The 14,587-nt window shown below is 36.2% G+C and carries 11 protein-coding genes and 1 pseudogene; 7 read left to right on the top strand and 5 right to left on the bottom strand.

The features are described from left to right. Nucleotides 1-45 precede the first annotated feature (45 nt). Nucleotides 46-522: a DUF3231 family protein gene (locus NST76_RS12325; protein ID WP_058844181.1), complete on the bottom strand. Its 477-nt coding sequence runs from the start codon at nt 520-522 to the stop codon at nt 46-48. Nucleotides 523-617: 95 nt separating this feature from the next. After that, the gene (locus tag NST76_RS12320) at nt 618-1,280 is read right to left on the bottom strand and encodes a cupin domain-containing protein (protein ID WP_342545276.1); all 663 of its coding nucleotides are present in this window, start codon (nt 1,278-1,280) and stop codon (nt 618-620) included. 1,039 nt (nt 1,281-2,319) lie between these two features. Between NST76_RS12320 and NST76_RS12315 the strand changes: the two genes are divergently transcribed. The 5 genes from NST76_RS12315 (at nt 2,320) to NST76_RS12295 (ending at nt 9,194) form a co-directional block, all read left to right on the top strand. Beyond that, on the top strand, nt 2,320-6,507 hold the full coding sequence (locus NST76_RS12315; protein ID WP_342543936.1) for a S8 family serine peptidase: 4,188 nt from the start codon (nt 2,320-2,322) through the stop codon (nt 6,505-6,507). Nucleotides 6,508-7,027: 520 nt separating this feature from the next. After that, nucleotides 7,028-7,249 (top strand): transcriptional regulator, encoded by a 222-nt coding sequence (locus NST76_RS12310; protein ID WP_036129126.1) that lies wholly within the window; start codon nt 7,028-7,030, stop codon nt 7,247-7,249. Next, entirely contained in the window at nt 7,246-8,505 is a 1,260-nt protein-coding gene (locus NST76_RS12305) for a UV damage repair protein UvrX (protein WP_036129128.1), read from the top strand. Before NST76_RS12310 ends, NST76_RS12305 begins: the two co-directional genes overlap by 4 nt. Nucleotides 8,506-8,518: 13 nt before the next feature. Further along, complete coding sequence (locus NST76_RS12300; protein ID WP_058843639.1) at nt 8,519-8,851, top strand: YolD-like family protein; 333 nt, start codon at nt 8,519-8,521, stop codon at nt 8,849-8,851. Continuing rightward, nucleotides 8,844-9,194, top strand: coding sequence for an aconitate hydratase (locus NST76_RS12295; protein ID WP_340809133.1), 351 nt, complete (start codon nt 8,844-8,846; stop codon nt 9,192-9,194). The genes NST76_RS12300 and NST76_RS12295 overlap by 8 nt, the downstream gene beginning before the upstream one ends. 163 nt (nt 9,195-9,357) lie before the next feature. On the opposite strand, the pseudogene NST76_RS12290 reads toward NST76_RS12295, so the two are convergent. After that, nucleotides 9,358-9,941, bottom strand: a pseudogene (locus NST76_RS12290) (phosphotransferase); the annotation flags it as partial. Between the two features lie 563 nt (nt 9,942-10,504). On the opposite strand from NST76_RS12290, the gene NST76_RS12285 reads away from it, so the two are divergent. After that, complete coding sequence (locus NST76_RS12285; protein WP_170829824.1) at nt 10,505-10,768, top strand: hypothetical protein; 264 nt, start codon at nt 10,505-10,507, stop codon at nt 10,766-10,768. 214 nt (nt 10,769-10,982) lie between these two features. Here the strand turns inward: NST76_RS12285 and NST76_RS12280 are convergent, their stop codons facing one another. Both NST76_RS12280 and NST76_RS12275 read right to left on the bottom strand, forming a co-directional pair. After that, complete coding sequence (locus NST76_RS12280; protein ID WP_036116951.1) at nt 10,983-11,459, bottom strand: GNAT family protein; 477 nt, start codon at nt 11,457-11,459, stop codon at nt 10,983-10,985. 719 nt (nt 11,460-12,178) lie between these two features. Next, a complete protein-coding gene (locus tag NST76_RS12275) occupies nt 12,179-12,397 on the bottom strand; it encodes a hypothetical protein (protein WP_036116948.1) in 219 nt (72 codons plus the stop codon). A 760-nt stretch (nt 12,398-13,157) separates the two neighbouring features. On the opposite strand from NST76_RS12275, the gene NST76_RS12270 reads away from it, so the two are divergent. After that, nucleotides 13,158-13,631: a peptide-methionine (S)-S-oxide reductase gene (locus tag NST76_RS12270; protein ID WP_036116946.1), complete on the top strand. Its 474-nt coding sequence runs from the start codon at nt 13,158-13,160 to the stop codon at nt 13,629-13,631. The last annotated feature ends 956 nt before the right edge of the window (nt 13,632-14,587 follow it).

The following is a 14,587-nucleotide window of genomic DNA, read 5'->3' as shown; positions in this document are numbered from 1 at the left end:
TAGGTCAAAAAAGAAGCTTCCGTTAGATAAAACGGATGCTTCTTTTTAGCTTTGAGGTGCTACTATCCAACCTTTACGCTTACTGAGGTCAATCAATTTTGCCCCTAATAGTGCATAACGCATATGAAGTTCACCATATTTAGTTAAGTGGAGCTTTTTTACTGACAAATCCAGTGCTTGGCTTACAGCAATTAAAGATGAGGCAATATTCATGGATAAAATAGCACTAATTTCGCCATCATTAATAGCCGATTTTCCACGAAGATCCGTTAGTTTCATCTTACTGTACTCGATTGCTGTAGTGGGTGCCAACATGCCATTTTCCTTTAATAATAATGTCAACTGCTTATTTTCCTCTTTTAAACATTGAATAAACTCCAAGATCATGATTTTTAAATGTTTATCACGTGTATGCTTAAAAAAGGCATGGCTTGAAGCAATATAGCTTTGATTGACACCAAGCTGTGACCAAAGCTTGAAAATTTCCTTAAATTGTAACGATGCTAGATTGTCCTTTATCATTATGGCACTTCCTAACTCTTAGTTTATCTAAGATTAGGATGGACAGGAAATGACATTCTATTCATCTTTTACAATAAAAGTTTACTAACGAGCCTTTAATAATAGGTGCCATAAGGAGACATGTGAGGATTAGGGTAGCGATATGGATAAGGGTATGGACATGGCTTCATGTAGTGCTGCGGCATTGTTTGTTTTGACGGAGTTTGATCGGTTGCTGACTGGACACGATGACAGCCTTTTGGTGGTCCGATATAAGTGGATGGAACAATCGGTGCAATTGTTTTCTTCCATTGTTCTTCATCTAAACAATACGTATGCGCCATAATATTTGCTGGTGTAAATTTCAAGATATCGGAACCTAAAATGACCTCTGGCGTTGGTGCATTAAAAATCGCAAGTAAATGAGTATTATCTGCTGTTGCTATTTCATAATGCCACCAGCCTTGCGGTATATTGGCAACTTGCCCAGGTCTAATGGGATAGTTTTGTATTTTCTTTGTAAAGGGATTCAAGATTGAAACCGTCGCTGCCCCAGCGATACAATAGACGAGCTCAGCGGCATTTTGATGGTAGTGTGGCTCAACGATATTTTCTTTACTCAAAAAAATATCGAGTAAAGATGTATTTTCTACTGTATTTAATTGTTCCACACTAAGAATATTAATGTAATTTTGTGAATCCTTTTTAAAAAGCGTACTTTTATTAACATCAAAAGTGAATTCTGTAGAGGGAGAGGTATAGTCGATATTTGAGCTAATACTTACATCCTTTCTCATGAAAGTGGGATATTCATCATCATAGATTATGTTTCAACAGCATATAGGCTTACACAGATGCCTAGAGAGCAGCTACGGAACGTATCTTTTTAAAAATTAGCTAAAATTACCACCTCTAATTAAGAATGTATGTACGTGTAAAGAAAAGTAGATATTTGTTCTTTTTATATAAAGTATTGTAAATGTGTAAAAGGCATATGCAGAGCTGTAAAGGGGCGTTCAACAGGAAAGAATCGGTAGCGTCACCAAATCGTCCATATGATGTAGATAGAGAAATCAGGTGCCATTACAAAAAGGTGTGTAAAAATCATCAACATAACAGGTGAATCTTTTACTTTACAAGGCAAGAGGGGTGTACGTTTCCTATAAACAATATTTTAGCCATGCTGCCCATTTTACAGCGAGAGTCTAAGGTCATAAAAGATATTTTTTATATTGATGTGGAATGTTTTTATATGGAGTAGTTATAGTATTCTATGGATATTATAACTGCTCTTTTTTTACCTATACACCTCTTCTATGATTCACCTATCCAATCATGAAATTTACACTGCTCTTATAGGGCATAGAAGGAATCTAGATAAACAAAATACCGTTCTTATTACTGTAAAACTGATGCACTTGATCCACAATCTATTAGCAGGCGGCCTTTTTAAAACAGTCGCTGGCTATTTTAATTTCCTAGATTACATATAAACCGACCCTTCCAATCCCTCCTTTTACAGCCCTCCTAATTTTCTATAAGCAACTACATCACTGACTGTATCTGCCACTGATGCCTTGATGGGGTTAATTGGAAATATTATGAATTACTGTGAGTTATTTATGGTTTGAAAGTTCTGTTTTTTTATACAATTACTAGGAAAATAGATTTAATCTATTTTTCATAAATTGATACAAATTATCAATATTTCAGAATATTTAAATATTCCGATTCTCGAATTAGTTCCATTGTGATAAATTGGAAATATCACACTAAACTGAAAAGTGTGACAATTAAAGGAAGAGGAGGAAATGAGATTTGAAAAATTTTAAGTTTATGAAGTTTTTAAGTAGTATTCTAGTTTTCGTTATGGTGCTTTCTCTATTAGTTCCATTGTCGAGTGCTAGTGCTGAAGAATCGAAACCATTCAAGCAAGATAGTCAAAGTGAAAGTATAATTCAACTAAAGGCGGCTATTGCTGAACAGCTAAGCTTGTCTAAAGATGGTCCAACCCTCCATGAAAGCTTAGAAAATGTATCAGGCAATCAAAAGGTTGCAGTCATCGTTCATTTATCCGAAAAGCCTGTTGCATTAGAGCAAGGAATAAGTGAAGTCAAAGGCCGAAAATTCTCTAATGCCCAAGCAAAAGAAGTTCGTTCCAATGTAAAAGTACAACAAGCAGAAGTTAAAAAAGAGTTAGCTATTAAAAATGTGGAGATGACTCAAGGTTACACATTTGATACTGTTTTAAACGGTTTTGCAGCAACTGTGAAGGCAAAGGATCTCCCAAAACTGCTTACAGTTGATGGAATTACATTAATTGAACCTGATGCAATTGTTTACGCATCAGAAGATAATACGATGAAATCATCGGAACTTATGAAGAAAGATTCAGTAGAAGCTCAAATGAATACAAGTAATTCTTTCCTTGGTATCGAACAGCTTTGGAAGGAAGGAATTGAAGGACAAGGAATAAAAGTAGCAGTATTAGATACTGGTATTGATGCAGATCACCCTGAATTCGCTGGAATTTATAAAGGCGGAAAAAACTTTATTCCAAATTCTTCTACTTACACGAAGCCTCGAGCAGATAACGATGCATCGGAAACATTACCTTCAGAGCGTCCAGTCGGGACACCTGAATTTAATGAAAAAGGAAGCTCGTTCTATACTTCTCATGGTACACATGTTGCTGGAACAATTGCAGCAATCGGCGCTAACGAATTTGGTATTAAAGGAATTGCGCCAAAAGTAGACCTTTATGCTTACCGTGTTCTTGGAGCATACGGAAGTGGAGCTACATCTGGTATTGTTAAAGCAATTGAAACTGCTGTAAAAGAAAAAATGGACGTTATCAACCTTTCACTTGGCGGGGGAGCCAATTCTGAAACGGATGCTGGTTCTTTTGCTATTAATAATGCAATGATGGCTGGAACAATCGGAGTAGTTGCAACAGGAAACTCTGGTCCAAATCGCGGAACAATGGGTACTCCTGCAACAGCTCGTTTAGGCATTGCTGTTGGTAACACAACAAATCCTGAAACAATGTATAACGGGGAAGTGAATGTTACAGTTGGCAATTACAACTTAACAAAACAGCTTCCATTAATGGGAACGACTTTTGGGAAAGATGTAGCAAAACAGCTTCAAGGAGAATTTGACCTAGTTGCTGTTCCTGGAAACGGAGAAGTAAAAGACTTTGAAGGAATTGATGTAGAAGGGAAAGTGGCATTGATTTCCCGTGGCGGTATCGCATTTGTTGATAAAATTGCGAATGCAAAGGCAAATGGAGCTGTCGCAACAATAATTCATAACTTTGCTGGCGGAACAAATGCACCGGACATTTCAGGCACATTCCTTGGTGATTCATTTGAATTTCTGCCAACATTCGACATGTCTCAAACGGATGGTAATGCAATTCGCGCTGCATTAGCAGGCGGAACTGGAAAAGTAAGTTTTAGTAAATTCGCTTCCACAAAGACACTTGGGGATGAGGTAAACTCTTCCAGTTCGCGCGGACCATCTACACCAAACTTTGATATTAAACCAGATGTAAGTGCACCTGGAACAAATATTATGTCAACGATTCCAATGTATAAAAAAGATTTCCCTGATGCAGATTATGGGGAAGCTTATGGTCGTAAAACAGGAACATCTATGGCAACACCGCATATTGCAGGTATTGTTGCATTAGTTAAACAAGCAAATCCTAGTTGGAACGCGTTCGATGTAAAAGTGGCGCTTTCTAATACAGCACAGGTTTTAGATACAACAAAATACGATGTGTTTTCTCAGGGTGCAGGGCGTGTAAATGCTTATGCAGCAGCTCATCCAGAAATTCTTGCCTATGCACTTGATAGCGCAATTTTGGATGGTACGGGTGCAGTTACAGAAAACTTGAAAGGGACAGTTACTTTCGGTCCACAATCATTGAAAGATCAGGATATTTCTGTAACGAAACAAGTTTTAGTAAAAGATATTAAAGGGAACGGCGGCAATTATAACGTATCGATTGATGTGACAAAAACATTTGGTGATGCAACTGTTACAGTAGATCAGCCGACATTTAATCTAGTTGGTGAGCAAGTGTTAAATATTACATTAACTGCTTCACAAGCTACGGCACCAAATGGCTCTGAAATATTAGGGTATATTTATATCAATGGAGGATCTACAGAAATTTCATTACCATTTGCAGCTGACTTAGGTGGCGAGGCAGTAACGGAAATTAAAGATTATAAGATTACAGAAACAGACCTATCCTTTAACGGCGATGGAGTGAAAGATTCAGCTGTACTTTCATTCACATTAACTGGAGACGTAACAACTAACTATATCGAGCTTTGGGATATTATGAATCCTGAAGGTGGAGAATACGAAGACGGCTACATTGGTTATCTACATGCAGGTACTGCGCTAGGAAAAGGCTCTTATACGCTAAATGTTGGTGGGCAGTACAAACCATGGGGATCAGAACCTGCCACAACGATTCCAGATGGCCTGTATACAATTGACTTCACTGGTCTTGCAGCATCAGGAGCAGTTTCCGATTATGTTGGGCCAATTGTTGTGAAAACAACTAAACCAGAAATTACAGGTTCAGTAGCTAATGGTGTCGCTACAGGACAGGTAACAGATAAGTATATCGACTACAATGAAGAGTTAGATTTATATGATTTAAATTATAATTTAAATGATAAATTAAAAGCTTCCTATATTTCGACGATAAATGGTGAAGTACAAGCACCAGTTCCTTTTGAATTAAATCAAGACGGTAGCTTTACATTCCCAGTAACAGCAGAAACTAATGCTGTATCAGTAAAAATTACTGACGCTGCCGGAAATGTTGGTGAAGCAAAGATATATGAAAATGAAGTAGTAACAGCACTTTCTGTAAATCCAACTGAGCTAGACCTAAAAGCTGGAGAAACTGCACAACTGACGGTAACAGAAACGTCAACGCCTGCAAAAGGTGATGCAACAGAGGAAGATGTAACTACAAAAGCTACTTATGTGGTTGGAGATGAAAACATTGCAACAGTAGCAAATGGATTAGTCACTGCAGTAGGTGAGGGCACGACTACTATTACTATTTCATATGGTGATAATAAAGTTACTGTAAATGTTACAGTTAAAGCACCTGTTGTAGAAGTAGTAACACTAGAAATTGACCAATCTCAGGTTGAAACTAGTATAGGTAAGGAAGTTGCCGTGAAGATTACTGAAGTAACTACTTTTGATGGGAAAACAACAGAAAAAGATGTTACAAAGCTTGCAACCTATGAAGTAGCGAATGATAAAATAGCTACTGTAAAAGCAGGGGTGGTAAAAGGAAAAGGTCAAGGTAATACGACGATTACGGTAACGTATGGTGAGCATACACTAACATTTGGTGTGTTTGTAAAGCAAGGTGATGACAACGGAAACGGTAATGGAAACGGAAACGGAAATGGAATGGAAACGGAAACGGAAACGGAAATGGAAACGGAAACGGAAACGGAAACGGAAATGGAAACGGAAAAACGGAAACGGAAATGGAAAATGGAAACGGTAATGGAAACGGAAATGGAAACGGAAACGGTAATGGAAACGGAAATGGAAACGGAAACGGTAATGGAAACGGAAACGGAAACGGAAACGGAAACGGAAACGGAAACGGAAATGGGAAACGGAAATGGAAACGGAAACGGAAATGGAAACGGAAACGGTAATGGAAACGGAAACGGTAATGGAAACGGAAACGGTAATGGAAACGGAAATGGAAACGGAAACGGAAATGGTAATGGAAACGGAAACGGAAATGGAAACGGAAATGGAAACGGAAACGGAAATGGAAACGGAAACGGAAATGGAAACGGAAACGGAAATGGAAATGGAAATGGAAACGGAAATGGAAACGGAAACGGAAACGGAAATGGAAACGGAACGGAAACGGAAACGGAAATGGAAACGGAAACGGAAATGGAAACGGAAACGGAAATGGAAACGGAAATGGCAATCATATAATAATGAAGTCACCGTGGATGATTTATAGTTAATTTCAGTTCAAGTAAAAAGAGAAATTGCACCTCGCAATTTCTCTTTTTACTATTTATAAAGAAGTTCCTTTAAAAAAATTATCTCCTACTAAACTAACTGTGACATATTCTTTCGAATTTTCTTGCCATATTTGATATAAATCAGTTCCTCTTTATTTCTCCCATTCATAGTTCACTTCTTGATCAAGATTTTTTTACCTATTCCCTAATCACAGATGATACAACATTTCCAAAAAGGGCTCACTGGCACTGATAGAATATCAATGCTAGATGGCTGCTTAGTTTTTTACAACTTTCTACTTGACAGGGATAAATTTGAGTACTTGGTCTTTTTCCAAAAATTGAACATTGCCAAGGTAAGAACATTCGTTCTATTATGTATACAAACAAATGTTCCTACGTAATATAGGTAAAAGGGAAAATCATTGTGCTAATAATAAATAACAATCATTTCAAAAAATTACGAGAGGCAATGGGAGGAAACTAAGATGAGAGAACAACTGATTAAAGCTATGCAGCATAAACAATTAGTGAATATGATGTATATAGCAAAAGATGGCTCCATAACAAAAAGGCGTGTAAAAGTCATTAAAATTGTTGGTGATTCATTCCAGGCGTTTTGTTTTACAAGACATGCAAAACGTACTTTTTTGATTAGGAATGTTCTAGCTGTTATTCCTTTTGTTAGTAAGGGACGTGAAGTTATATGAATTATGAGGGTATGCCCAATAGACCAATTATGTGTATCGATATGAGATGCTTTTATGCCAGTATCGTGGCGATGTTACATGGGCTAGATGTTTTAAAAACGCCAGTTGCCGTAGTAGCAAATTTTGACCAACCAGGTAGCGTAGTGCTTGCGGCATCACCATTGATGAAAGAGAAATTTAAAATCAAAACTGGAAGTAGACGTTATGAGATACCAAAACATCCTGACATTAGATTGTTTGAGCCTAAAATGAGTTTCTTTATTCAAATGTCGATGACGATTACTAAATTAATCTCTAATTATGTACCAGTTGATGCGATACATGTGTATAGTGTGGACGAAAGTTTTGTTGATTTAACTGGCACTGAAAAGCTTTGGGGTTCACCTGAGGAAACGGCTAAGGAAATACAAAGAGCTATTCTTGACCAATTTAATATACCTAGTGCAGTAGGTATGGGACCAAATATGTTAATAGCCAAATTAGCTTTAGACCTTGAAGCAAAGAAAACAGGTTTTGCTAAATGGACATATGAAGATATTCCAAAAAAATTATGGCCAGTTCAACCCCTTTCTGAAATGTGGGGGATCGGTAAACAGATGGAAGCAAATCTAAATGCTATGGGGATACAAACAGTCGGTGGTTTGGCTAATACAGATTTAAAAGAATTAGAAAAGCGCTTTGGTGTAATGGGCAATCAACTCTATTACCATGCATGGGGAATAGATCTATCCAAATTAGGGGAGCCGTTAATAACAAACGGAGCGTTAAGTTTTGGGAAGGGCCAAATGTTGATGAGGGATTACCATACACGTAAAGAAATCTCTGTAGTACTTCTTGAAATGTGTGAGGACGTAATGAAGCGAACGCGGGATGCAGGTTATGTTGGTCGTACAATTAGTATTGGTCTTTCTTATAGTCGAAACGCTATGACCAAAGGATTCCATCGATCTAAAACAATTGCAGTACCGACAAGCGAAACACTTGTGATGTATAAAACTTGTATTGAATTACTGGATAAATATTTTACAGGTGAACCAACTCGGCAAATAGCTGTCCGAATATCCAACCTGGAAAGAGAGCATAGTATCCAATTAGATTTATTCGATGATCGTAAGCCACAGCGTCAAATAATCGGTCCTACAATGGATGCAATACGCAACAGGTTTGGAGCTACTTCAATATTAAGAGCAGTTTCTTTCACAAAAGCTGGGACGGCTATTAAGCGCGATCGCTTAGTTGGTGGTCATTTGGCATAGGAGTGATTTATTAATGATACAAGACAGAGGTCATATTAAATGGGCGTCGATGATGTTGCCGGAGCATTTAGAGCTTCTTAGAGAGTATAAACAAGAGCATCCAGAACAGCCAAGAGAATTGACTGAGTGGGAACTGGAAGAACTACAAAAAGCAATTGATCAAGCTTTTAATCAGCAATTGCACATAAAATTAGAAGTGTGGGAGGACTACAAAATCACACAATGGACTGGAATAATTAAATCGATTAATACTAATGAACTCATACTTGAAACACTACTTATAACGAAACGTATTCCAATTCAAAGTATTCAATCAGCTCAACTGGATGCTGATTATTATGATTAAAGCCAACGAAAGACAGTTACTGCATAAATATCTTTTGTTAGAGCTAGCAGTTAAATCATTACAGGTTGACTACTGTAGATTGGAGCAGTTTAAAATGAAAACGGTATTTCTTCCAATGATGGATTCATTGCTAAAGGATCTAAGACAGGAATATTTTCACCTCAAAGGAGAACTTGCACAAAAACGTATACGAGTAGTAGGCTGGCAACTAGTAGATGAATACTTTAGTGACGTACAAGTCGCCACTGCAGGTAATGATGTAGTACTTCGTTATGCAAATCAAGCTCTGAAATCACAGGTGGAAAAATTGTTGATGCATCATATACGTGTAGCTTTAAAATAAAGATTGATTAAAGAAAATTTTTCCTTCATTTATCAGCAAACGTAAAAACACTCCATTTTGAAAAAATATTGATCAAAATGGAGTTAAGTATGAGATTTTTATTTGATTAATTAAATGAGCCTTATTCAACTAAAGCTCTGTTAGTTGAATAGACAAAATTCACCTAAATTTTCAGAAGGGAGTGTTTATGCTCAATTCTTATCCTGAAATGGTTCATTATTCGTATTTGTTCTTCAGTTAATTTTTCTATGTCCCAATACATATGCATTAAACTGTATTCAAAAATTTCCTTTAAAATAGAGGGAGTTTTTCTAACATCTCTGATGATATAGAATTTTCTTCCTGATACCCTTCAATTATTGCGTTAGATATAGAACGACCATAGTCAACAATATTACTGTTTCCTACAAATGAATATTCCATCGCACTATAGATTGGAACAGCTAAATCAAATATATAGAAGTTTTTTTCGCAATCTTGAAAATCAATCATCGTAAAATTATTATGACTATCTACCAATATGTTTTCTAACCATAAATCACCGTGTATCAAACCATAATCTGACTGTTTTTTCGGAATATCCTTTATTGAGGATAAAACCTCATCTGCAATTTCTCTAATTATATTTTCTTCTTTAGGGATATATTTCAGAAAAGCATATTCTTCATTCTCATACCAATCGTTAATGTATTTAACGGTCTCTATATTTTCAAATGTTTTTGATAGGCGATGTAAACGACCAATTTGTGCATTAGACATTGTCAAAATTGTCATTATGATAAAAAACACTGTATATTCCCTGATTATACCATATGGAAAATCTCTGTTATTTAACTAAATTACAAACATATGGAAGCCGATTTAAATACAATGGGCATCCAAACAGTTGGGGGTAGCCCATGCAGATGGAACGGAATTAGCAAAGCGCTTTGGGGAATTAATACTATTATCATGCATGAGGCATTGTTTTCTACATTGGGTGAGCCATTAGTGAGCAATGCGGGCTAAGCCTTGGGAAGGACCAGATGCTGATGAAGGATTATCACACATAAAAATACATTGCGGTTGTGCTGTTAGAAATATGTGGGGACGTGATGCGACATCCAACAGAGTAGGGTGGACTGTTAGCTTGGGCCTCTCTTATAGTCGCAATGCGCTGAATGGGAGCTTGAAAAATTACAACAAACCATCACACATGCATTCGTACAACATAACGATATTATGTTAACTATACGGAAGCAGGCTAATTATGGACAATGGGGAGGCACCATTCAAATGGAGCAGGGAAAACCACGCTTTGTAAGGTATTAGTGAGGCTATACAGACAGCAAAAAGGACAAATTCTTTTAAAGGATAAAGTGTTATCACCATCAAAGCGAAGTAAGCTAACCTATTTTGTCATGCAGGACCCAGATTATCCACTTTATGTGGCAAGTGTTGGGAATGAAATCATGTTAGGCCGGCAAGTAACAGAGACTCTAAGCAACAAGGCGATCGAAGCACTAGAAAATTTTTTGCTTGTCCCACTAAAGGACAGACACCCTGCATCACTAGCAGCAGTATTCTGTAGCTGATGCACAAATTGTACCACTGGATGAGCCTACTAGCGGGTTAGATGGGGCAAAAATGGGTGTAGCACATGGCAAATCAAAATAAATTTGTTTTTATCATTACACATGATTAGGATTTTATAGACATTATTTGTGATGAAGTGTTAGTTCTATAAGGAAAGGACCATAAAAATAGCAACGTCACTCATTTGAACAATGCAAATGAGTGACGTTTACTTCAAAGCGGCAAGTTCATAACGATTTGCTCACCAATAGGGCCTATTCTTCTTTCTCCGTGGTCCACAAAGCCAACTTTGGCATATAGATGCTGGGCAGCCGTGTTTTTATGATTGACAACTAACACCACTTCGTTACATTCTTTAAATTCCTGTTTGACAAAATCAGCTAGTGCAAACATGGCCTTTTTAGCATAACCTTTACCTTGCTGTTGATAATCGATAGACAAAGCGGTTAGTAACATTGCTTGGGGATTACTGGAATATTCTTTTACTCTATCCGTTGCATGAAGAACAAAAAAACCAACTGGCACATGATTACTTAAAATGACAATAGGATATTGTCCAACCTTTTCGATCGTAATTTCTTTTGGAAGGGCTGTAAACTGGTGTTGTTCTTCAGGTAGTTCAAAGCTGTTTAATTGCTCCGCATAGTCTTCAGAGAAATGTACTAATTCAATGCTCGTTGTTGTTTGCATAAAAAAGCCTCCTTTTTTATTATTTTAACTACAGAACAAATGTTCGTCAAGGAGGCTTGTATAAAAATAATGCAAGTTTGGACTTTTTAACTTAATAAGTGACCGAAAAATAAAATGAAAGAAATACTAATAATCAAAATAAGTGTGATAACCATTGTCAATATTCCCCGAAGCAAGGTCGTTAAATTTCTTACATCTTTCATGCCCATAAGGCTAAGATAGAAACAGACAATGGACAAAAGTAGTGTCAATGTCAATGGATGAACATGAAGGTAGGTGTCAAAAAAGTTTTTCAATGTGCCTGATAGAAAAAATAGTAGGGTACAACCTAAAGAAAAAATAAATGACCAAAAGTTTAAATTAATTCCCATTGTTTCCCTCCTTCCTACAAAAACGAATTTGTCGTATCGATGTGCCAATGATTCCGTTTGATAGGGTAAAAGGATGAAACAAACAAAAGGGTAGGTGTAAAAGGAGGTCACTTGGACGAAAGTGACCTCAAGTACCATAAAGGAGTATAACGTAAAGTTGAAAGAACTTTACATTACTATTAGTATGCCTGAGCTAGTTGTTGAAGATAGTTATCTATCTCAGACACTAGCTTTTAATTATAAGTCCATATAAAAAAGCTAGAAAAACCTAAGAGAAGGCTGCGGGAGTTGTTTCCTTAGCCTTCTATAAAGGAATAGAAGCTAAAAAACATCCTAGACGGATGTTTTTTAGTATAACGGCTGCTGACAAGGGGGAAAGCTGTTGACATCTTGAATCATATGAATATCATATTGCTTTAAGGCGAATTGACTTTGATATAAATATTCAAGGACAAGTAGTTTCCCATCTGAAACACCACAGAGGACACCTGAAGTACCTTGACCATTTGTCAAAGAAACACCGACAGGCTGACCGATTAAGTAAGCAATTTTATGTTGCCAAGGCACAATAGCCACTCCTTTCATTATAATATATGAAGGTGGTGGCTAGAGGTTCTTGCCAATAAAGTGACTTACATTAAAACGTAGCCTCTGTTATTTGTTAAATTGCCATTATCCTAAAGGAATAGGAGTTATAATTGGGTTTCTGATTTTCAGTGGGAATATTGATTTACATAAAAAAGCAAGAGGGGGTTCTTTTAAGTAAAGATAAAAACTATTCACAGAAGAAAACAAAGCAGCAAGGAAGTTACTGATAAAATTCAACTTTATAAGAAGAAGGCCATTTAAGACAATATGAATGCAACCGTGTTACTGAAGAATGTAGTGATATGTTGATCTATTCTTTATTGCATACAAAAGGGATAGCATTGTACAAAAACATCTTGGGGGCGATGTTAAAGGTGCTATCCCGCCATTAATGTATGTGTAAACGGTTATAAACATTACCACTGTGTGTAAATTAGAAAAAACGAAAAATTTTCTTTAAAGTAATGATGTCTTTTGATGATTACTGTAAGTAAAAAAGGTTAATCGCGACCAGCCTCCTACCATAGCTGGTCTAATAATCTCCCACCATACACAGAGACGCTTTTTTACTAACGACGCAGTTAGTTAAAGAGCGTTGCTTGACTTGTGTTCAACAATCGGACCATAATGTGACATAATAAAATTTGTCATTATTTTAATGTGTAATAGACTTAGTAATTACATTTGTTCTTCCTATATAACTTGAAATGAATTTTTTTAAATAAAAAGGAGAGTCAGTATGGAGATAGTATATTTTGCAGGTGGATGTTTATGGGGAGTACAAGCTTTTATAAAAACTTTACCTGGAGTTACGTTTACAGAAGCAGGAAGAGCTAATGGCACAGGTCATACACTGGAGGGTGATTATGATGGGTACGCCGAATGTGTAAAAACGGAATTTGATCCGACCATTGTCACAATCAGGGAATTAATGGGATATTTTTTTGAAATCATTGATCCATACAGTTTGAATCAACAAGGACAGGATATTGGCGAGAAATACAGAACGGGAGTATATAGTGAAAAGCCTGAACACTTACAAGAGGCGAAGGCGTTTCTTGATGAGAGAAATGATTACGATCTTATAGTTGTTGAAGTATTACCTCTTACAAACTATGTAAGAAGTGCAGAAGAACATCAAGATAGGTTAGCTAGATGTCCAAATGATTATTGTCATATTCCAAAAGAAATATTAAATAAGTATAAGTATTGAAGAACATTGAGTTGCATCGGCAGCTCTTTTTTTTCTTTTAAACTAATAGTGCACGTTAAATAATATATGCCCGTTTTATAAATGAATATAATTTAAGCATGATTAGTTCTATTATTATTTTTGGTATTGCAGGCATACTCTATACTTTGGTGGAAAATTCTTTCAAGAGAAATATAAAATTTGCTTAAACTAACGGGTAGCAATTGTTCAATTTAGTACACTCGCTTCCTGTGCTAAAGGGGCAGATTAGAAGTACTTAATTTGGATATTAACAATATACACTTGTTTTTGAACATCGTCCTCCAAACAAATTTAGAAAAACGTTTTCAAGATTTATCATTTATTCAATGTGCTTCTTGGAGTTATCCATCTAGATAGATTTATCAAAAAATCACTCATGCCAATATCATGAGTGATTTTTAATGGGTAACCTATTAAATAACGCCATCAGCTTTGGTTTTTTGTGTCATTTTTTTTATTTCTAAGTATAAATGATGTCAGGAATAAGAAGCTTGCCACCCATAACGAATAGAAAAGATTTTCAAGCAACGCCCAATGCCCATTTTTAAAATAATCCCATCCTGTTGATAATAAAAATACAACGATAATGAATGTGATATATATAGATTTTCCGAATGTAGTCAATTTAAACACCTCTATTTGTAATGTATGTAAATTGTAGCGTCAGTGAAAGTAGCAGGCTAAAATCAAAGAAGTCCCATTATTATTAGCTATTACAGGTCATTTTAAACGAGATAATGAGAGATCCGAAAAAAGAATGATCAGTGAATAGGTGTTTTTAGTTATAAAAAGATTTTTTAATATAATAATTATGCAAATTTAACAACCGGAAAATTGTATAATTATCCCACTGGTATAGCATAATGAATGAGCATGGAACAGTGTATAAATGCTTTATCGAGATGGAGCTATGTAATTTGTAGATACTGTATAAT

The organism is Lysinibacillus sp. FSL W7-1291 (assembly GCF_038593415.1).
Taxonomy (GTDB): domain Bacteria; phylum Bacillota; class Bacilli; order Bacillales_A; family Planococcaceae; genus Lysinibacillus; species Lysinibacillus fusiformis_D.
This window is presented reverse-complemented; position numbering and strand designations above follow the sequence as displayed.